At 38.7% G+C, this 22515-nt stretch carries 15 protein-coding genes; 14 read left to right on the top strand and 1 reads right to left on the bottom strand.

Annotated features, from left to right (window positions below; genetic code table 11):
- The first annotated feature begins 205 nt into the window (after positions 1–205).
- The 3 genes from ACK4HU_RS12400 (at position 206) to ACK4HU_RS12390 (ending at position 6294) form a co-directional block, all read left to right on the top strand.
- Positions 206–3421 (top strand): SusC/RagA family TonB-linked outer membrane protein, encoded by a 3216-nt coding sequence (locus tag ACK4HU_RS12400; protein WP_409807194.1) that lies wholly within the window; start codon positions 206–208, stop codon positions 3419–3421.
- Between the two features lie 35 nt (positions 3422–3456).
- Positions 3457–5007 carry a SusD/RagB family nutrient-binding outer membrane lipoprotein gene (locus tag ACK4HU_RS12395; protein ID WP_409807192.1) on the top strand — a complete coding sequence of 517 codons (1551 nt, stop codon included), beginning with the start codon at positions 3457–3459 and terminating at the stop codon, positions 5005–5007.
- 195 nt (positions 5008–5202) lie between these two features.
- A complete protein-coding gene (locus ACK4HU_RS12390) occupies positions 5203–6294 on the top strand; it encodes an alkaline phosphatase family protein (protein ID WP_409807190.1) in 1092 nt (363 codons plus the stop codon).
- Positions 6295–6652: 358 nt separating this feature from the next.
- Here the strand turns inward: ACK4HU_RS12390 and ACK4HU_RS12385 are convergent, their stop codons facing one another.
- Positions 6653–7000 carry a single-stranded DNA-binding protein gene (locus tag ACK4HU_RS12385; RefSeq protein ID WP_409807189.1) on the bottom strand — a complete coding sequence of 116 codons (348 nt, stop codon included), beginning with the start codon at positions 6998–7000 and terminating at the stop codon, positions 6653–6655.
- 434 nt (positions 7001–7434) lie between these two features.
- On the opposite strand from ACK4HU_RS12385, the gene ACK4HU_RS12380 reads away from it, so the two are divergent.
- The 11 genes from ACK4HU_RS12380 to ACK4HU_RS12330 all read left to right on the top strand — a co-directional run bounded on the left by ACK4HU_RS12380 (position 7435) and on the right by ACK4HU_RS12330 (position 22508).
- Positions 7435–7992 carry a restriction endonuclease subunit S gene (locus ACK4HU_RS12380; RefSeq protein ID WP_409807187.1) on the top strand — a complete coding sequence of 186 codons (558 nt, stop codon included), beginning with the start codon at positions 7435–7437 and terminating at the stop codon, positions 7990–7992.
- A gap of 5 nt (positions 7993–7997) precedes the next feature.
- Positions 7998–9599, top strand: a complete 1602-nt coding sequence (locus ACK4HU_RS12375) for a type I restriction-modification system subunit M (RefSeq protein ID WP_409807186.1) — start codon at positions 7998–8000, stop codon at positions 9597–9599.
- The gene (locus ACK4HU_RS12370; protein ID WP_409807184.1) at positions 9596–10864 is read left to right on the top strand and encodes a restriction endonuclease subunit S; all 1269 of its coding nucleotides are present in this window, start codon (positions 9596–9598) and stop codon (positions 10862–10864) included. Before ACK4HU_RS12375 ends, ACK4HU_RS12370 begins: the two co-directional genes overlap by 4 nt.
- 35 nt (positions 10865–10899) lie before the next feature.
- The gene (locus tag ACK4HU_RS12365) at positions 10900–11130 is read left to right on the top strand and encodes a hypothetical protein (RefSeq protein WP_409807182.1); all 231 of its coding nucleotides are present in this window, start codon (positions 10900–10902) and stop codon (positions 11128–11130) included.
- Between the two features lie 194 nt (positions 11131–11324).
- Complete coding sequence (locus tag ACK4HU_RS12360; protein ID WP_409807180.1) at positions 11325–12626, top strand: nucleotide-binding domain-containing protein; 1302 nt, start codon at positions 11325–11327, stop codon at positions 12624–12626.
- A 7-nt stretch (positions 12627–12633) separates the two neighbouring features.
- Complete coding sequence (locus ACK4HU_RS12355; RefSeq protein ID WP_409807178.1) at positions 12634–13188, top strand: SLATT domain-containing protein; 555 nt, start codon at positions 12634–12636, stop codon at positions 13186–13188.
- Positions 13189–13284: 96 nt separating this feature from the next.
- A complete protein-coding gene (locus ACK4HU_RS12350) occupies positions 13285–14955 on the top strand; it encodes an RNA-binding domain-containing protein (protein ID WP_409807176.1) in 1671 nt (556 codons plus the stop codon).
- Complete coding sequence (locus ACK4HU_RS12345; protein WP_409807174.1) at positions 14928–15056, top strand: hypothetical protein; 129 nt, start codon at positions 14928–14930, stop codon at positions 15054–15056. The genes ACK4HU_RS12350 and ACK4HU_RS12345 overlap by 28 nt, the downstream gene beginning before the upstream one ends.
- A 639-nt stretch (positions 15057–15695) precedes the next feature.
- The gene (locus ACK4HU_RS12340) at positions 15696–17072 is read left to right on the top strand and encodes a hypothetical protein (RefSeq protein WP_409807172.1); all 1377 of its coding nucleotides are present in this window, start codon (positions 15696–15698) and stop codon (positions 17070–17072) included.
- A complete protein-coding gene (locus tag ACK4HU_RS12335; protein ID WP_409807171.1) occupies positions 17059–18879 on the top strand; it encodes a phospholipase D-like domain-containing protein in 1821 nt (606 codons plus the stop codon). The genes ACK4HU_RS12340 and ACK4HU_RS12335 overlap by 14 nt, the downstream gene beginning before the upstream one ends.
- Positions 18876–22508, top strand: coding sequence for a DEAD/DEAH box helicase family protein (locus tag ACK4HU_RS12330; RefSeq protein WP_409807170.1), 3633 nt, complete (start codon positions 18876–18878; stop codon positions 22506–22508). Before ACK4HU_RS12335 ends, ACK4HU_RS12330 begins: the two co-directional genes overlap by 4 nt.
- The last annotated feature ends 7 nt before the right edge of the window (positions 22509–22515 follow it).

The raw sequence follows: 22515 nt of genomic DNA, 5'->3' as shown, positions 1-22515 counted from the left end.
ATTACTAAATATCAGAAACGGTATTAAGAAATTTAATCAATCAAAAATAGCTTTAAATGATAATAAAACTAGTTTTTGATAGTTTTAACAAAAAATTAATTCACTTTTTGATAAAACGGAATTAACTCGGGGGGAACAGTGAAAGTATAGCTTTGGTAAATATTTTTAACCAAAAAGTTTACTTATTCCAAACCTCTACTAACAAATGATTGCTCAAAAAAGCATTTGGCAATGGACGTCGACATTTTGTATGATCTTCGTCCTCAACTTTTCCTTCGCCCAACAATCACGGGTTACAGGAAAAGTAAGTGATGTAAACAATGTGCCATTACCGGGAGCTACTATCCTGGTCAAGGGAACCACTCGTGGAACAGTAGCAGATGTCGATGGCTCTTATGCTATCGATGCTGCAAGCAATGAGACGCTCGTTTTTTCTTTTGTGGGTTTTGATCCAAAAGAACAACTCGTAGGCAGCTCGTCCATCATCAATGTATCTCTTTCGGAGGGAGTTGCACTCAGCGAAGTAGTTGTGACTGCCTTAGGTGTGGAGCGTGAGACCAAAGCGCTGGGGTACTCGGTACAACAAGTGGACGGAAGTCAATTTACCGAAGCTAGGGAAACCAATGTGCTCAACTCACTGAGTGGCCGAGTTGCAGGTGTTCAGATCACTAACAGTTCTTCCGGGATAGGTGGTTCTTCCCGAGTGACCATACGAGGGGAATCCTCACTGAATATTAATGCCAATCAACCGCTTTTTGTAGTCGATGGTGTGCCTATCTCCAATAATATAGTGGGTTCTTCCGGCTCTAGAAATCAGGAGGTGGATTATGGTAATGCAGCCGGTGAAATCAATCCGGATGACATAGCCTCCATGACGGTACTGAAAGGGCCTGCTGCCGCTGCGCTTTATGGGTCGAGGGCTGCTAATGGTGCAATTTTAATCACTACAAAAACAGGAAAAACCAAGAAAGGCCTCGGTGTTACGATTAATTCAAATACCACCTTTGACAATCCTTTGAGACTTCCCCAGTGGCAAAATAAGTACGGTCAGGGAAACAACGGACAGTTTGCATTTGTCAACGGAGCCGGAGCAGGTACAGCAGATGGGGTAGATGAAAGCTGGGGTCCTGAATTGGATAAAGGAGCATTGATTCCTCAGTTTGACTCTCCTAGAAGTGCTCCGGGTTTCCGAGGAGGAGATTTGAATGCTCCTGCCGGAAGTACAATTACTCCCACGCCTTGGGTTTCTCAGCCTAACAACATTAATGACTTTTTCGAGACAGGAGTTACACTTGCCAATAACATCGCACTGGAAGCTGGGAATGAGAAATCAAATTTCCGACTTAGCTGGACAAATCTGGATCAAACTGGAATCGTCCCAAACACAGATCTTAAGCGAAATACAATAGCAATGAACGGTGGGATCAATGTGACAGATAAATTGACAGTTAATTCCACGGTCAACTATCAGCGATCCAACAGTGGAAACAGACCAAATATTTCTTATGGTACTGAAAATCTGATGTACTTATGGATCTGGTATGGCCGTCAATTGAACAATGAAAGTATGAAAGATTACTGGATGCCTGGATTAGAAGGTCGGCAGCAGTTTAATTATAACTACAACTACCACGACAATCCCTATTTCAATGTCTACGAAAATACCAATGGACAAAATAAGGACAGGATCTTTGGAAACATCTCCGTCAACTACAAGTTTACGCCTAAGCTCAACTTGATGCTAAGAACTGGTTTGGATACCTACAATGAATTGAGAGACAGAAGAAGAGCTTTCAGTACACAGCGATTCCCTTTTGGCAATTATCGGGAAGACAATGTGTTCTTTAGTGAGCAAAACTCTGACTTTTTATTAACCTACTCAGAGACTACTAAGTCGGTTTGGTCGTACAGTATTGCTTTGGGAGGTAACTCGATGCGTCAAGAAAACCGATATGTGCAGACGGTGGCGCCACAATTGTTGATTCCGGGTATTTACAACTTTACCAATACTGCCGTAAATCTTCAGGTCGAACAGTTTAAATCAGAGAAGCGAATTAATTCTATCTACGGATTTAGCCAAATCGGCTTTAAGAATATACTATTCCTTGATCTGACAGGAAGAAATGACTGGTCCAGTACTTTGCCTGTTGATAACAATAGTTACTTCTATCCTTCGGCTACTTTAAGTGCCGTGATTTCGGATATGTTTGTACTGCCAAAAGCAATTTCTTTTGCAAAAGTTAGAGCAGCTTATGCCGAAGTAGGAAATGATACCAATCCCTATGCACTGACCAATGTTTTCAATTCAGGCGTTGCTTGGGGCGCCATTCAGACCAAAACAGAGTCCAATAGACTTTCCAATGCAGCATTGAAACCAGAGCGAACCGCATCGTTCGAGACAGGTCTGGATATCCGATTATTTGAAGGCAGACTTGGATTTGACTTCACCTACTTTGACAACAGAACAAGAAATCAGATCATCCCGATAGAATTGGATATTTCCACAGGGTTCGCCTCCAGAATCATCAATGCAGGTGAAATCCAAAATAAGGGAATCGAAATCGTATTAAGCGGGCGACCTGTTCAATCTCCTAACGGATTTACTTGGGACTTTATGGCCAATTTCACAAGAACAAGAGGGTATGTTCTGGAATTGACCGAAGGGTTGGATACTTACACCCTGACAGGAAGAAACGGTGCAAATATCCAAGCTAGAATTGGTGAGCGAATGGGAAATATCTACGGTGCAGGTTTTGCCCGAGTGGAAGATTCTGCTTCTCCTTACTTTGGACAAATCATACACAACACATCAGGAACACCGATTACCGACCCGAAACTGGTTAATCGAGGAAATTATAATCCTGATTGGATGCTGGGGTTACAGAATAATCTTAGCTACAAAGGCATTAACCTAGGTTTCTTATTTGACTTCAGATACGGTGGAATCGTGGTGTCTCGCACCAAAACTATCGGTTCTACATCAGGTCAACTTGAAGAGACACTATTCGGTCGTGAAAATGGCTATGACCTGACTGTAGAAGGAAATGGTATCGTATCGGAGGGTGTCATTAGAAATGCCGATGGATCATTTACTCCAAATACCATCAAAATCACTTCCAGAAACTGGCACAACCGATACTATGAGCGAAACAATGTGGAAGCCGCAATGTATGATGCCACTTTCCTAAAGCTAAGAGAAGTGACTATCGGATACACAATCCCAAGAAGTGTCTTAGGAAAAATGCCTATTCAGGATGTGAAGGTTTCGCTGGTAGCCAGAAATCTTGCCCTTTGGACAGAAAATCCACACTTCGATCCAGAAACCCTCGCAATGAGCGGAGCAACACTTATTCCAGGCGTAGAGGATATGGCCTTCCCATCTACCAGAAGCATAGGATTCAATATCAATGTTAAATTTTAATCGGCTGATTTTCAAACCATCATAAAAAAGAAATCATGCAATTCAATAGAAAATATTTTACAGTCTTCGCCCTCATTTTAGGGTTGGGAATGAGTAGCTGCGATAAAGATTTTGAAGAAATCAATGCCAATCCAAATAGTCCAGAGACCGTTTCCTCTGCTTTGCTTTTGCCTACTGTGATTCGTAGCACGACAAATCAGGTTGCTGATAATGCTTGGGGATACGGAAACGTAGTGATGCAGTACACTGCCAAAATCCAGTTTACAAATGAGGATCGCTACAACTGGGGCCCACAGGGTAATCCCTACAGCAACTTCTACAATGCAATGCGAGATATCAATAACGTCATTGAGATTTCAGGAGCGGCAAATCAGCAAAATTATGTCGGTATTGCTAAAGTACTTCGGGCGCATTTGTTCTCATACATGACAGATGCTTATGGTGAAATTCCTTATTCTGAAGCCTTGCAAGCAAAAGCCGGTGTTAATTATCCCAAGTTTGACTCACAGGAGTCAATCTATGCAGGAATCCTTGCAGAACTTGCGGAGGCAAATACCCTTTTGGGAACTACAGCTGAGCGTGTAGACGGCGATATCTTATTCAATGGAAATGTAATCCGTTGGAAAAAGTTTGCCAATTCACTTCGGTTAAGAATCCTGATGAGACTCTCCGACCGTCAGAATCCTTCTGCAGCAATGCAGGCCATTTTGAATAATCCGTCTCAGTCTCCGATTTTCGAGGGAACAAATGAAGAAGCAGCCTTGCAATATTTGGCAGATGTGCCAAATCAACATCCACTTTACACTACTAGATCAGGTTCCTTCGATGAGTACCGATTGAGTGTGAAAATGGAAAGCACACTGAAAGGTCTAAACGATCCTCGATTGTTTGCTTTTGCGCAGCCTACAAATGCTTCCGCTGCGGGAGTTGTTGGTGCAGTGACAGCTTATTCTGGAGTACCAAATGGATTGGGGGATGAAGAAGCACTTCAGTTTTCTCCATCAGGAGATCCTGCAAAGGGTGGATCAAACTATCTATCAAGAGTTGGATTGTTATGGGCTTGTTCAGCTTGTACTTCTTTGGCAAATCCTACCGGATATCAAGCGATTTTGATGAGTTATTCAGAACTGCAATTTATCTTGGCAGAAGCCAGAGAAAGAGGTTTCATCACCTCAGGTTCTGCTGAGGATTTTTATAAAAAAGGGATCAATGCCTCAGTTAATTATTACAGAGCTAGATATACACTGATCAATCAACCGAATATTGCGAGCAGATTAGTGTTGGATGACGCTTATTTTACTCAGGCAGGAGTAGCTTATTCTGGTACGACTCAAGAGAAACTTTCCAAGATTGGAACCCAGAAATGGCTAGCGTTATTCTTCACCGGGATGGAGGCTTGGCATGACTGGAAGCGAACTGGCTATCCTGACATCAAGCCGGGACCAGCTGCATTTATCAATACTGTTCCGGTGAGATTTATGTATCCTGGAAGTGCTCAGGCCTTGAATGAAGATAACTATAAAGCAGCTATATCAAGACAAGGTCCTGATGCAATTACCACAAGAGTGTGGTGGGATGTGAAGTAAATTCCTGTAAATTAATTCAATGATAGAGGCTGTCTCATAAGTACAGCATGTCACATTGAGCGAAGTCGAAATGTAGTGCTATTTCCTAAAAATGGCCTTCGTACTTCCCGACTCATGTCGGTAAGGTGCTCATACTGACACAGGAACTATTTTGAGACAGCCTCTTTTCATCTAAAAATCTACACCCAAATCAAAATGAAGCAATTCAATTTCCTCTTTCTGACATTGAGCTTTTTGGCTTTTCAATCGTCTTTTGCTCAAAAAACTTCCAAAACCGAGAATATTGTCCTGATATCCATAGACGGACTCAGGTGGCAAGAAGTCTTCAAAGGTGCTGATTCCTTGTTTATCGATGATACTGGACTAATCAAATCCGCCGGATCACTTTTGGATGATTTTTGGCATGAAGACCCTTTGGTTCGAAGAAAACTATTGATGCCTTTCGCATGGAGTACTATCGCATCACAAGGTCAAATCTATGGAAATCGGGCTTATGGAAATATGGCTAACAACGCCAATTCCTTCTGGTTTTCTTATCCCGGATACAATGAAATCCTGAGCGGGTTTGCTGATGACGAACGGATTAAATCCAATGCCAAAATCAATAACCCCAACGTAACTCTTCTTGAGTATTTGAACCAAAAATCGGAGTATAAAGGAAAAGTTTATGCGTTCGGCAGTTGGGATGTGTTTCCTTTTATCATCAATAAGGAGCGTAGTGGCGTGCCTGTTAATGCCGGTTTTGACAAGGCTGAGGGGGATGATTTGACTGACAAAGAGATCATGATCAATCGCATGCAGGACGAAATTCGCGGTCCATGGGATGGGGTAAGATTGGATGCTTTTACCCATCACTATGCGATGGAAACGATGAACAAATACAAGCCAAGGGTAACTTATATCGCTTATGGCGAGCCGGATGACTGGGCGCATGACAATGAATATGACCAATACATCTGGTCTATAAAACAACTGGACGCCTACATCGAAGAAATCTGGGAATTCATCCAGTCCGATCCTCAGTACAAGGATAAAACCACAATGATCATTACTACTGACCACGGCCGCGGTACCAACAAATCCTCTTGGAGAAGTCATGGTTCAAGTATCCCCATTGCTGGAGAAGTTTGGATGATGGCTATCGGACCGGATACTCCCGCTACTGGCGAAATGAAATCCAAAGGACAGTGGCAACCTGCCATGATAGCACGCACAATTTTCCAATTGCTCGGTATGGAATATCCTGATTCGAAAGCCTTTCCGGCAATCAAGGAGATGGTTCGGTAGTTGGTTTTGTTTTGTGAAAAGTAAAATGTAAGTGGTAAGTAGTGAGTGGTTTAGTGCACCCCCACAACTTACTGCTTACCATTTACAAATTCACTAGGATCTCAAATCTCCTTCCTATTCATAAAAGTTTCCCGCAGACCTGACTTCCGTCAGGCAAGTTTTGCACAGAAAAGGACACAGACCTGCCTGCCGCGGGCAGGTTTCCGCAGATTTTTTGAAACTCAAACTCATCGGGTTTGGAGAGAAGTAATTTCTTGGATGGATAAAATCCTTTTTACTGGACATGAAGGTGAGGTGTGAAAGGCTTTGTTTACCTATTCACAACTCACCTTTTACCATTTACAAATTCACAAGGATCTCAATCCTCTGTCCCTTTCTTGCCCATAAGGAGAAAGTCGCTGACGACGATCTCGGTCATGTAGCGCTTCTCACCATTCTTGTCGGTGTAGCTGCGGTTGGTAAGTTTACCTTCGATACCAACTTCCGAACCCTTGTCTGTGTACTTGGAAAGTGTCTCCGCCGGCTTGCCCCAGATGACGAGGTTGTGCCAGGTGGTTTCGGTGACTTTTTCGCCTTTTTGATTTTTGAAAGTTTCGTTGGTCGCCATGGTGACGTGGCCTACGACTTTGCCGGACTCTAGGGTTTTCAATTCTACTTTGGCACCCAGGTTACCGATGAGCTGAACTTTGTTTCTTAGCGTGTTCATGATTTTAAAATGTTAAATGTGAAAGATTTGATTAACAATTTCCGCTAGCCAATAACTGATGATCCAAAGTTGGGAGATGCCGCAAAAAGTAGTCGGTAGCTAGTCGTTTGTATTCGATTGTAGTCGTTTGTTGTCGGATAAAGTGGGTTTAGAGGGTGGAGTGGGCTTTTTTAAATGAGTGGGAATTGGTAGGTTGGGGAGGGAATAATTCTAAATAACCTGATCTAGCGGGTTTTTTGACGGGAAATCATCTTCGCAACTTGTAGAGCTAATTCCTTAGGATTTTCAAATAACTTATTTTTATCCAAGTCAGAATAGATGGGACAAATGAGATTATTAAATTTTGTAATTATCCTACTTAATAAAAAAAATGAAAAAGATTGTGAATTGGAAAAACTTCTCTAGATTTGTAGCGTCATTACAAAGAAATAAATTTGAAAAAGCTGTTTAACCAAATTACAAAGATCCAAACTGGACTCTTCGCCAAACCCTTAGGCGAAGGAGATGTAATTTATTTGCAGGTAAAACATTTTGACGAAAACGGCCAATTGCAAAGTGCTCTCCACGGAGATTTGCTGTCAGATTATATAAGTGAAAAGCATCTCTTAAAGAATGGCGATGTTCTTTTCGCTGCGAAAGGATCAAAAAACTTTGCAACTGTTTTCGAGGATCACAACAAACCTGCCGTTGCCTCTACTTCCTTTTTTGTAATTAGACCAACGAATAAAAAAGTATTACCGCAATATCTGGCCTGGTTTCTCAACAGTCATTCAACTTTGACATTATTGAAGAGTCAAGCAATCGGAAGCTCCATTCCTTCTATTTCAAAGCAAGTTTTGGAGAATCTGGAAGTAGCTGTTCCAAGTATTGAAATCCAAAAGACGATTTTGGAAATCGCAAAGCTTCGAATCATCGAACAAAAACTGAAGCAAGAGATTGAAGCGCTTCGTGAAAAACAAATTCAGCAACAAATAATCAACGCATTACAATAGTTATCATGGCCAAAATTACCCAAAAAGACATCAATGACGCAGTCTGGAAAGCTTGCGACACCTTTAGAGGAAGCATCGACCCAAGTGTGTACAAGGACTATGTGCTTACCATGCTCTTTCTCAAATACCTCAGTGATGTCCATGACGACAAGTACGAGGCGCATCTCAAAAAGTACAGTGGAGATAAGGAACGCGCACACAGAGCGATGAAACATGAGCGCTTTGTGGTGCCTGCACACAGCCACTTCAAATTCCTTTACGAATCGCGAAATGAAGGCAATATCGGTGAACTCATCAATATAGCCCTGACTGACCTAGAAGAAGCAAACCGTGAGAAACTATACAGTGAAGACGGTGCAGGGATTTTCCAAAATATTGACTTCAATACCAGTAAACTCGGTGAACCCAAAGACAAAAACACCCGATTGAAAAACCTTTTGTTGGACTTCAATAAAGAAGCTCTTGACTTACGTCCTTCACATCTTGAAGGCAATGATATAATAGGCGGTGCTTACATGTTTCTGATTGAAAATTTTGCCAGTGATGCAGGGAAAAAAGCAGGAGAATTTTTCACGCCAAAAGAGGTATCCACACTTATTGCAAAACTCACTAAATCTAAACCCGGATCACGGATTTGTGACCCTACTTGTGGATCAGGTTCTTTGCTGATCAAAGCATGCGAAGAAGTAGGTTCTGATAACTTCTCCCTTTACGGACAGGAAGCCAATGGCAGTACTTGGGCTTTGGCGGTGATGAATATGTTCCTGCATGGCTTTGACAATGCCACCATTCGTTGGGGCGATACGATCCGTAATCCTAAGCTGAAAGAAGGTGACATGCTGATGAAGTTTGATACTGTAGTGGCGAACCCGCCATTTTCATTAGACAAATGGGGAAAGGTAGAAGATAAGGAAGGAGACAAAACCACCATTAGCTATGATCCTGAAACCGACAAGTACAACCGCTTCTGGAGAGGTGTTCCCCCAAAAAGCAAAGGCGATTGGGCATTCATTTCCCACATGATCGAAACGCTGAACGAACAGGGCAAAGCCGGTGTAGTCGTGCCGCATGGCGTATTGTTCCGTGGTAGCAGTGAAGGACGCATTCGGCAACGCACAATCGAAGAAAACCTGCTCGAAGCGGTGATCGGCTTACCTGCCAACCTGTTTTTCGGTACAGGGATTCCGGCTGCCATTCTGATTTTTAACAAAGCAAAAGGTGTCAGTTCGAGCGCCAGCCTGTCCTGTAGGCAGGGAGTCGAGAACAGGAACTTCCTGTTTATCGATGCAAGCAAGCATTATGAATCTGCCAAAAACCAAAACAAACTCCGCCAAAGCGATATCGAGAAAATTGTGACCACTTATCGGGATTTTGCGGCAGGCAAGCTTCAGCCCGGGGTGGTTGAAGACAAATTCAGCTATGTGTCTACTGCAGATGAAATAAAAGAAAACGACTACAACCTAAATATCCCCCGCTATGTGGACACCTTCGAAGAAGAAGCCGAAGTTGACATTGCTGCGGTGCAAAAGGAGATAGAAAAATTGGAAGATGAATTGGTGAAAGTGCAGAAAGAAATCGACCAATATTTAAACCAATTGGTGAAATGATGGCTGAAACAAAAAACACCAAAGCGTTTTACAATACTGAAATTCCAATTGATTGGGAGATTAAGAAACTTGGAGAATGTTGTTTGGTAAAAGGGGAGTATGGAATAAATGCCCCAGCAGTTGATTTCTCAGAAGTTTTACCTACATACTTGCGGATAACAGATATTGACGATGCGGGGAAATATTCTTTGGATAAAAAAGCTTCCGTGGATGACCCGAATTATAAGCAGTTTATTTTAAATGATGGAGATATTGTTTTTGCAAGAACTGGAGCTACAGTTGGGAAAACATATTTATATGATCCTAAAGATGGAACTCTTGTATTTGCTGGCTTCTTAATTCGTTTCAGACCTATTGAAAAATTTTTGACTTCTGTACATCTTAAATATTTCACGGAAACAAAACACTATTGGGATTGGGTTAAAACTACATCAATGCGAAGTGGGCAACCTGGAATTAATGCAGAAGAATATGCCTCATTAAAAATCCCCCTTCCCCCACTCCCCGAGCAAAAAGCCATCGCGCAAATCTTAAGCACTGCAGATGCCTCCATACACACCACCTCCGCACTCATCGCCCAAAAAGAACTCCGCAAAAAATGGCTGATGCAGCAATTGCTAACGGGGAAGAAAAGGTTGAAGGGCTTTAATGAGGAGAAGTACAAAAAAGTAATTTTAGAAGAGATTTTAAGCCCAATCCGTAATCCACTTGTGCCTGAAGAAAAAACTCTTTACCAACAAATAGGCATTAGATCTCATGGAAAAGGCATTTTTTATAAAGATAAAGTTTCAGGAAAAGAACTAGGCAATAAGAGAGTATTCTGGATTGAACCGAGTTGCTTGGTTTTAAATATTGTATTTGCATGGGAGCAGGCAATTGCTAAAACAACAGATTCAGAAATTGGTATGATAGCATCTCATAGATTCCCGATGTTTAAACCCAAGGAAGGGAAACTCAATTTAGATTTTATCTTATATTATTTTAAATCACCAAGAGGCAAGCAGTTACTGGAAAATGCCTCACCTGGTGGAGCAGGAAGAAACAAGACCTTAGGTCAAGGTGAATTTATTAATCAAATTATTTCACTTCCATCATTCGAAGAACAAACCGCCATTGCCCAAGTGCTGAAAGCGGCAGATAAAGAAATCAGCCTGCTCAAAGCCAAAGCGGAGAAGTTGAGAGAACAGAAGAAGGGGTTGATGCAGGTGTTATTGACGGGGAAGGTGAGGTTGAAAGAAGAATTTTTTCAAAAAAATAATTTTTGAGATTTTATAAGTATTTATAGAAAACTAAGAAGAATATGAAACATGAATTAAATGAAAGAATCTCAGCAATCAACACCATCAAGTGTGGCAAAACACTTTCAGATGAAATCGTAAAAAAATTCCAGAAAAGACTTTCAATATTGAAATTCAACTTGAATCATCAAGAAACTCCAAACATAGAATGGGTATCTAAAGAAATTAGTGATTGGCAATTAGAATATCCTGCGGTTTCTAACGATGAGGTATTAAATGTCCTCCAAAATTGAAATAAAATCAGGCCTAATTCCATAAAAACCGCAGGGCTCGATACATATCGTGATGTATCGAGCCCCGAAACTCCTTTTTCCAATGGTAAAATAAGCAGAGCAAAAGTACAAGATATATTGATTTTAGAAAAAATGATAGTGACGAAGTTGTTATTGACTAGGAAGGTAAGGTTAAATAAAAATTCCATTTAAAAATGAATACATCCGAGATATTTTATGAATTCCTAGACAATATCAAAATTCGCGAAGAAAAAGCTGAAGATATTTCGTACCGCTATGGTCGGATTACTAAGGCTTTGAACCAGGAATTTCGAGATACAGATTCACAAACTGCGAATAATTTACAAGTCGGCTCTTATGGTAGGTATACAGGAATCAAAGGTATTTCAGACTTAGACATGCTGTATATTATGCCAGCTTCCAAATGGATTGAGTACAATAAATCAGGTGGGCAAACCAAATTATTGAGAGATATAAAGGCAGCAATCTCAAATACATACTCTAGTTCTGAAATAAAAGTGGATAGGTGCGTGGTTACTGTAACTTTTAATGATTCTCATATTGATGTACAACCGGTATTTGAATTAGAAGAAAAAGATTATAGGTACCCGGACACTTATGGTGATGGGTCTTGGAAAATCACCAAGCCAAGAAAGGAAATGGATGCCATGGTGGAATTTGAAACCAATAAAAATAGGAATCTGAGGCGCCTTTGTAAAATGGCAAGGTCATGGAAAAACAAGCATGGCGTATGCATGGGGGGACTTTTGATAGATACACTTGCATACAATTTCCTAAAGTCAACTGATTATTATGACAAAAGGAGTTTTGCTTATTACGATGAAATGTGCAGAGACTTTTTTGAGTACTTATACAATCAGCCAAAGGATCAAGCAGAATATGGTGCTTTGGGTAGTAAGCAAAGAGTGAGAGTCAAAAAATCATTTAAAAGGAAGGCTAAAAAAGCTTTTGATTTAGCATTGGAAGCGATTGATGCATCTTCTGATAAAAGACAACACAATAAATGGAGAGATATTTTTGGAAATGATTTCCCTAAATATGCGAGTGAAGAGAAGGAAGCTCGGGCTATTAATGAAAGTTATAGTAATACTGAAGAATTCATTGAATCGAAGTACCAAGTAGAAATAGCGTATGACTTAAAAATAGACTGCGAGGTTAAGCAAAATGGATTTAGGGAAGGGTCACTTCGAGACTATCTTCTTAGGAAAATTAAGTTGAGCCCTAACAAGTCATTAAGGTTTTACATAGAAAGAATAGATGTGCCTGCGCCATATTCTGTGAAATGGAAAGTCACCAATAGAGGCGAACAAGCTATAAAAAGAGATTGCATCCGAGGTCAAATCATTGATGATTCTGGGTTTCTTGAAAGAAAAGAAAATACAAATTTTAAAGGAAGTCATTTTGTTGAGTGTTATATCATCAAAAATAATATTGTAGTTGCAATGGATTCCATTGATGTTCCAATTTCAGAATAACTAATTTATGACAGAGCAAAGAAGTTTTCTTGAATCACAAATACGAGAAATTTATGGGAGAGTGGTCTACACTCACAAAACCCATGAAAAGTGTGCTGATCTTCTGAAAGAGCGGAGTGATTACCTGAAGTTTATAGAAATATTCCTTTCAGCTTTAACTACTACAAGTATCCTTGTTGTGGTTTTTGGAGATGGAGAAATTTTCCAGTTTATAGCAGCACTTTGTTCAACTTTAATGCTTGCTCTAACACTTTATTCCAAGGACTTTAATTTATTGGCTATTGCTGAAAAGCATAAACAAGCAGCATTAGACATTCTTGAAGTTAGGGAAGAATTTTTATCGTTGCTTGTTGACATACGAATTGGAAATAAAGATGTCGAGTTACTTCAATTGACAAGAGATGAATTGAACGAGAAACTTATAAACACTTATAGAGGCGCACCTAAGACAATTAATAAAGCCTATTCAATGGCTTCGAAGGCATTGAAAGAAAATGAAGAGTTTACTTTCACTGATGCGGAAATTGATAAATTTTTACCTGAAAATTTAAGAAGAACTTAATAACTCTAAAATCATTCAAACTTCAATACGTTTCCAGCGAGACCTGCACAATAAAGTGGACGGCTTTATTATGCAAAACGACAAATCCAATCGCCAATGACCAATTCAGAATTAAAAGACATCCTTCTATCACTTCGCAATCTCACTGCAGAGAATGAAATTGTGGAGTTTAAGGAAGCTAAAAATGGATATGACTTTACGAAACTGGGTAAATACTTTTCTGCTTTGAGCAATGAGGCCAACCTGAAAGGCAAGACTTATGCCTGGCTGGTGTTTGGGGTAGAGAATAAGAAGCACGACATTGTGGGCACTCAGTACCGCCCACAACGAAAGGACTTGGATAAACTGAAAAGTGAAATTGGAGATAAAACAACAAACCGGATCACGTTTATTGAGATTTACGAGTTGAAAGTGCCGGAAGGTCGTGTGGTGATGTTTCAGATACCAGCTGCTCCAAAAGGTTTCCCTATTGCATTTGATGGACATTATTATGGCAGGGATAATGAGGCACTTTCTCCGCTGAACTTGGAAGAAATAGAACGCATCCGTGCACAAGCTACTACCGAAGACTGGAGTGCCGCAATTGTTTCCGGCGCTACTTTGGATGATTTGGACGAAGAGGCAATTGCCTTGGCTAGAAAGAACTTTAAAAATAAATTTCCTGAGAAAGCGACTGATGTGGATACGTGGGATGAAATCACTTTTTTGAATAAGGCAAAGATTACCATCAAAGGAAAAATCACCCGAACTGCCATTATCCTCTTGGGCAGAGAGGAATCAGAACACTTTATCAATCCGGCCGAAGCAAAAGTAAGATGGCTGTTGAAAGATGCACTGGGCAATGATAAGGACTATGCCATCTTCGGTTGCCCAATGATATTGGCTGTTGACAAAGTGTATGCGAAAATTCGCAATCTGAAATACCGGTACATCAAAGAAGGTACTTTATTCCCCGACGAAATAAACCAATATGAACCTTACTCTATTCGTGAGGCCCTAAACAACTGCATAGCTCATCAGGATTACACCAAGCATGGGCGAATCAATGTAGTGGAAATGGATGACCAACTGATTTTTACCAACCTTGGTTCGTTCATCCCTGGTAGTGTGGAAAAAGTGGTAAAGGAAGATGCTCCTGAAGAGCATTACCGCAACCGATTTTTGGCAGCAGCCATGTTCAACCTCAAAATGGTCGATACTGCCGGAGGTGGAATCAAAAAGATTTTCAATTATCAGCGGGAGCGCTTCTTCCCAATGCCAGACTATGACCTTTCTGATGGCAAAGTGAAAGTCACCATTTCAGGAAAGATTTTGGACATAGAATATGCCAGACTTTTGGCACAGCACAGAGACCTGACTTTGGATGAAATCATCATGCTTGACAAGGTGCAGAAGAAGAAGCCTCTATCAGAGTTTGAGGAGAAACATCTCCGGGACAAAAAATTGATTGAAGGGCGAAAGCCAAATTATTTCATTGGAATAAAAGTAGCAGCAAAAACTGGTCAGAAAGCTGCTTATTCCAAAAATAAAGCTTTTGATAAGACCTACTATCTGGATTTGATAGAGAAGGCAATTAAGGAACATAAAAGTTTAGAAAGAAGTGATATAGATGAATTGCTCTGGAAGAAGTTGCCGGATTGGATGGATGAAATACAGAAAAAGAATAAAGTGAAAAATCTGTTGTTTGAACTGAAGCAATCCAATAGAATAAAGAATGTGGGAACATTTAAGAATTCAATTTGGGTGCAGAATCAAAAAGAAAATTAGAAGAAGAGTTAGAAGAAGATTTAGAAGAAGAATTAGAAGAAGATTTTCTCCATAATGATCAAAAGGCTGTAGAAGAAGCGATTCTCCATATTGAGCGATAAATTCTCTATAACAGGCTTCAATCAGTTAGAGATGTGCTAGGCAGATGAATTGTCAAAGAAAATGGAGCAAATGCCAATAAAAGAATTCTCCATAACGGGCGATGAATTCTCTGTAATTTATAAGAAACACTCACTGGAGGTTAGAATCGGGGTTTTTGATTAGGGACAATTCTCCATAACAGCTTAAAAATTCTCCATAAACTTTACAAAATGGTTGAACTAACCGGAGAACCTGTTAGAGATTGTGTTAGAGAACCTGTTAGAGATTGTGTTAGAGAACACAAGAGTTTAGCGCGAAGAAATACAGGGGATTGGCGTGGAAGGCATACTGGATTGGATGAATGTAAATCAGGAAAGAGTTAGAAGAAGAAATAGAAGAAGAGTTAGAAGAAGAACCAATAATAAATTGAGTTATGCATTGAAAAACAATGACTTATTAAAGGAATTGGAGAGTAAGGACAACTTTTAGAAGAAGTCTTAGGGAATTTATTAGAGGTAATGAAGTGGATATTTTCCAAAGAAACCCAACCTGTATAGAAAGCCGCAATTTCTATACATGACACAAATGAAAAGAGAACGTAATGGATGCGCCAAGTTTTAAAGAAGACCATATCAGTCTAAGAATTAGAAAATTAACTAATGGCTAGAGAGAATACACTGGATAATATTTTTACTGACTACGATGAGTCCATCTTTAGTGATGGATCTATTGACCCAATGGGCCTTAGAATTATATGGACTTCTATTGGAAGTAAAATATTTCATAATAAACTCAACACAATTAGTACCGATATTAAACTCTATACCCTCAACCTGTTTCATCATTACCTGCTTCAAAAATGTGCCAGTGAAGAAGAGGATGGTGTTAATAAGCTGATTCGTAAAAAACCCTATTTCAACAAATCAGATTTGTTTGAGGGAATGGTAATCTTTCTTGAAAATCTGTTGATTAATGCCACGTATAATCTGGGAGATAGTTCATTGGTTGTTCCCGGTAAGAATAAATTAAGCAATCTTAAAAACAATGAATCGAAAAGAAATACAATAGAGAAAATATCGGTCAACAGAGATAAAGGCATTCTGGTTCGTCAGTATTTATTGGGTATCCATGGCAGACATAAAGGTCCTTTTCTGCAAATGGGTGTATTTAAGCAAAACGAAGAGGATATCTACAATAACCCAGAGGTATGGAAAGAAGCATCTGAAATATTTAAAAGTTCCCCTTGGAAGGAAGCAGAAATTGTGCTTACAGAATTAATAAAAAACAAACTCTTAAACTTTACTATTAAAGCGAATGCATTTATTGAGTATAAAGTAGAAGATGTACTTACAAAGAGTATTGAAGAAAAATATGTGGCTCTATTAAAAAAAGATATCTACGTAGACGAAGCCATCAGGTCATTTTGGCTGAATCGATTAGGATTAAAAGAAGATACAGCCGGCATTTTGTACAAGGCATATTTAAAGCAAAAAGTCAAGGGTCTCAATTTTCAAAAGATCATAGTTAGTGCATACAGCGAAAGCAATGATCCTTATTTGGGTGCTATCAATGCCATTGAACCCTTGCTTACCCTCATTGATAAATGCATTAATAGAATATTAAGCTCTGCTACTTCCAAAATAGATGATGATTTAAAAGAGTTTATCGATCATTGGTTAAAAAACAATGAAGTAGATCCCGGTAAAATAACAGCCTATTTGTCTGTTGACTATATTAATCAGGAAGCCATAAACAGGCTGCAGAAATTATTGGACATTTATATCAATGCCTCGCAATCGGATAAATCTGCAGAGAATTTTATCATCAACCTGATAAAGTACCATGAGGATATCATGAAAACCCGTGGCAATTTAAATTGGGTGAGCATTGGTGCCGATAATAAAATATTCGTGCACAGATCAATTTATATATCAGACCCACACCTTACTTATTTAAAATCAATGACTTGGGTGAATTCTTATTATTTACCAACTGTAGACAGTTTGCATAAAGGATTGACTAATGAAGCTGCTTGAAACATTTAAACATATTGTCAATGATATAGCTCCAGAGCTATGTTGGTTTACTACGTTCAATCTCAATATTGAATTGCTTGAAAAATATGTACTGACTGCAATAGTTGGCAAAGAGCCAAGTGAATTAAAACGTGCTGAGGATTATGAAGCATTGAATTTAGAGTTAAGTAAATTCAAGATAAAAATCTGGTACGATTACAGAGCTTTGGATTTAAAACAAGGCAAAAGAACTAGTATTGACTTATACCCTGTTCAGGCATCTGTTGTTTTAAATTCAACTACACAAGAGCCAATCTTTCATCCTAAGGTGATTTTCTTAAAAGGAGCTCATACTGCTTATTTAATTACGGGATCATTCAACCTGACTATTGCAGGTTGGAGCAGTAACAGAGAGTGTATAGTGGTAAAAGAAATAAAGAATAAAGAAAACGCATTACAAGTAGTTGATTTTTTTGCAAGACTTAATCCTGCTCTGCCAGAATTAAAAACATTGGAAAAATGGGCTAATCAGCTGTCTGATGAAAAAGCTAACTGGAAATTTGCACACAACTTTAATACAGCTAACATTCTAGATGAAATTAAGGGCAAAGAACTGAATATCTGGTCTCCGTATTTTTCAAAAAGTACAGCAGTTTTAATGGGCGATATTAAAAAATATGGTTTCAGCAAAATCAATCTGATACCAGATATTAGCCCTTCACAAAAAGTAAAAATCATTCCAACAGAGTTAATAAAATTACAACAAGATGGAGACATACAAATTCAAATAGACAAGAATATAAATAAAGTAAAGCAAACGCTTTTCCATGCCAAAGTTTGGCTCACTGAAAATAAAATTGCTATAGGCTCCTGGAATTGCTCTTACCGCGCATTGGGAATAAAAACAGCAGCCAACGAAAAAAATATTGAAGCAGGTATCATTCAACCCATAAGCCCAAAACACCGCACAGCATTATTACAAAACCTCAAGCTAATACTCGGAAACACAATTTCTGGAACAGATGAAGTGGATATGGATAATGAGTGGAAGGAAGTACTGAAAGCCTTTTCAATTAGTTGTGACATTATCGCAAATTGGGATACATTTCAATACCAACTGGAATGGGATAATACTGATAAGAATTTCACAGTGGCTCTGCCTCATGAACCGAACAAACGTTACCCATTGCTTGCTATTAACGGCCTCAGCTTTTTAAATGGCTTTAACCGAATGTTGAAAAACAAACTGTTTACTGTTTATAATTCCCAAAACGAAGTTGTATTTGTAGGCTATTTGAATGAAGCAGGTAAGCAAAAACGCCCAATTGAAGGGTATGTTTCTTTCTACGATTTATTTGAATCCCTTACCATTAACCCTTTAGGAACTACTACTAAATCAAGAGTTAAATATCAGTTTGATGAAGAGGACAACAAAGGTTCTGAAAAAGAAGAGCTGCCATTCTTTGCCTACAGTGGTCACGAATCCTATTACTTGATGTTTGTAGCCTTTCAAAAATTAGCAGATACCTTAAATGAGAATCAAAACATTAAGCAAAAAATGGAAGAATTGGGCTACAGGCTCCCGGGTAGTTTAATCAATATTAAGTCGCTTTTCAAAACTTCCTTTCAAAAAGTATTAGAAGAAAAGAGGGAAGACGATCTGTTGTTTCATTATTTTATGGCAATGGAAATAAATGAATGTGTTCAACTATTTAATCTATATTCAGAAAAACCAATTGAAACAATATCAATAGTACAGTTTGAACAGCTATTAAAATTGGATAGGAAGGATTTGAAATTTATAAAAAAAGCTATGACCATAAAATGAAATTGATCACACCTGAACACATCAGCAATTATATTTCTTTTCAGTATGGTAAGACTGAATGGCAGTATGATGCCAAGAGCAAAAAGGATATTCCTAAGATACAGGCAGAAGGTTCAGCCAAACTCTGGAATATACTACAACAAAAAAATGTGGCATTATTGGCAGATGAAGTGGGTATGGGAAAAACCTACCAGGCATTGGCAATCATGATCACGTTGTGGTTGCAAAAACCAAATGCCAAAATATTATTATACGCACCTAATAAAACAGTTTCCGACCAATGGATTAACGAGTATGAAACCTTTATAAGGTATCATTATAAGTTTAATGATGATATCATCAAATCGTCTATCAACGGGCAACCATTGAGGCAAGCTATTTATTGCGAAAATCAATTGGAATTGTTGAATTATGTAAATCAGGGATGGCCTTCTTTATATGTCTGTAAAACATCTTCCTTAAGCAATTTTCTTTCTAAAAAAATCACCCAACAGGAATTAGATAAACTGCACATCAATATCATCAAAAATATAGATGAAAAATCCTGTGATGAAGAAAAAGCAAACTGGATGTACCGCTTCGCAAAAAAATGCAACGATTTTATTTATAAAAAACTGGCGATAGGTGATAATACTCCATTCGATTTAATTGTATTTGACGAAGCACATTATTTACGTAATGCCCATGCTGATACCAATAGAAGTTTGGTAGCTCATGCTTTTTTTGCAAAAAGAGACGTCAAGAATTACGAGGGGCAAAATGATCCAATGGCTTTCTTATCTGAAAAAGCTTTATTACTAACGGCTACTCCTAATCACTCCAGTTCAAAAAATATTGAAAGCATTGTCTCTATTTTTAATAACAATTTTAAAGGAATAGCTCCTGCCGAAATTCTCGACAAGATATGTGTCAGGCGATTTCGCAGGCTACACAATAAAACCAAGCACCAGTACCGTAAAGAACTAGATGAACCGGTAGAAATGATTAGCATTAAGGAAAAATTATTTTTTGCGATGTACCAACGATCATTGGTAAAACACAAAGCAGAGCAGTTTAAAAAACATAAGGACACTTCAAAAAGACAAAACCCCTATAAATTACTCTACGGCTACCTGGAAGGGTTTGAATTTTTACCTACCCGCAAAACTGAAACCGTTACCCCATCCAATGTTGAAAGCAAATCTACCGACTTTGATGAACGAGATGATAAGCATGTTATTCAGGAATTAGCCGAAGCTCATTACAGGGTGTATAAAAAATATCCGGTACATCCTAAGTATAACAAAACAGTGGATAATCTTTCACCTGACGATAACCACAGTTTGCACCCTAATAAGAAAGTGGTTTTTGTCCGCAGAATTCCTTCGGTATTTGAATTGAGCAGAAGAGTAATTGAGGCATACGACCATCAGTTCACCACATTGTTGTTAGATGCGAAAGCATTGGATGTTCCGAAAGATTTTAAATATTGGAATGAATTCAGGCTTAGAAAATATTTTGCCACCGAAGCGAAAAGTACGTTTGAAGACTCCGAAGAAATAGAAGACGCCAATACCGATTCCGGCGAAATTTCAGTGGATGATTCATATAATGTTTCATCAAAATACTATTCGCTTTTTACCATAAAAAAGGAAGGTAAATTTAAAACAACCGACTGCTCCAACTTCAGGAACCGGTTTCTGAAAGAGCTTCAACTGTATTCTGTATTTATGCATCCCGGTGCCGATTACATGGGGGTACCTTATACCTTCCATGATTATCAATACCAGGGCGAAAAAAGAAACTATGCTGTTACGGCCCGTAAGCTTCGCTTTCATGGGTTGAGTAAAGAAAAGCAGGATTACCTTTTTAATTACATCAGTTTTCCCGCTGATTTAATTGTAAAGAAGATTGCTCCTCAAACCTTTCCAACTTTATTTACTATTTGGGTGAATACGGCTCAACAATCAGATAATGAACTTTTGCGTGAAGGCTTAAACGATTACATTAAGTTTACAGAAATAGAGAAGGAAGCTTTTGCTAATTACCTTACCAAAGGATTATTTTTTGCAAGCAGTTACTTAATTGTGTTTTATGCCAGCTTCAAAAATATCAGTAAAAAGCAAAACATAAAACCTGATGAACTCTACGTGTCATTTTGCAAATCTGTCGAAAAAGATATGCTACAAAAAGGCCTGGCATTTTTAATAGCCAAAGCCGTTTCTACCTTCCAGATATTTTATAAAAAGGAATTAAACCTAACTGAGGAAAGTTTATTAACTGAAAAATGGACTTTCTTAAATAATACATCCCCTGTGTTTCCTGTTTGTGCCGATACCAACAGGAGCAGTATTTTAAAAGCCTTCAACACCCCTTTTTACCCAAATGTGCTTGTAGCTACTTCTGTATTGCAGGAAGGCGTTAACCTTCATTACCATTGTAACGAAGTAATTCACTATGGATTAGCCTGGACACAGGGTGATAACGAACAAAGGGTTGGCAGGGTAGACAGACTAAACGGAAAAATGGAAAACCAACTGCGCAAATCTGAAACCGCCGTTTTACCTATTCACTACCCCTACCTGAAAAACACCATTGACCAAGACCAGACAGCCCGTTTTATCTTAAGAAAAAAAGAAGCTGATAAATTGATTGATCAGTTTATCCAGATCGAACAGAGCAATGAGATAAATTATTTAGAACGGATGGACGAAAGCATCTGGAAAAAAAGCTTCAATAATCCGGCAGTGGCAGCTTACGAAAACAAAGATCCGTTTCCGGTGCTGTATGAAAACGATTTCAAAAATATAGAGGCGACTGCTCTGCAAGGACAACACTCTACTTCTAGTAAAACCATTTTAGAACCCGTACTAAGTGCCTTGGCAAAACATTATAAAACTGAGTTTTATATATATGATAATAACCTGCAATCAGCAGACAATAAAGTATTCGCCATTAAACATATACGAGCCAATAAACGCCATCAGCCGGTAATAGCAGAGTTTAACTATTATGAACCCGGACTGCACATTCTAAGCAAACCTGTATTCTATCTCAGAATTAAAACACCCATTTACCGCAGAGGTTTCAAATACGATAATCTTGCGCGGTTTGGCAAACAGAAAGAAATTTATGCCGCTAACCCTATATTGAAAATTGGTTTTGACAACAATCGCAGGGATGAGTTTAAATATTTTATTTGTGCCGATTTGCCTGTATTTTATACTGAAAATAAGCAACTTAATATTAGTGAGCGGGAACTTCTCAAGGTTGTGCATGATCTAATAGCATTTGCCGATGATTTGGAAGCCACATATATGCAGAATATGGATATCAGTAATGAGAGCATTATTGAATATAATTTACCAAAGTGGCTTAAGAAGACCACAAAATTAAGCAATAACAGAGGTAACAACGCAGACAGTAGATGGAAATCTATTAATTCATTTTTAATTCGGGAGAAGCCATGCGATTTTAAGGCAGAATTATTTAACCATTTATATTATATGAATAAGAATGAACCTTTTGTAAAATACTATCGCAAAATTGACGTAGACTTTCGTTGTGTAGGCTTTTACAAAAACGATGCACTTTCAGAAGAAACAAAATTATATAACTACATTTTTGAAAACGAGGAAATAAGAAATTAAAATGAAT

Origin of the sequence: Algoriphagus sp. (assembly GCF_046296635.1) — a bacterium.
Classification (GTDB): Bacteria; Bacteroidota; Bacteroidia; order Cytophagales; family Cyclobacteriaceae; genus Algoriphagus.
This window is presented reverse-complemented; position numbering and strand designations above follow the sequence as displayed.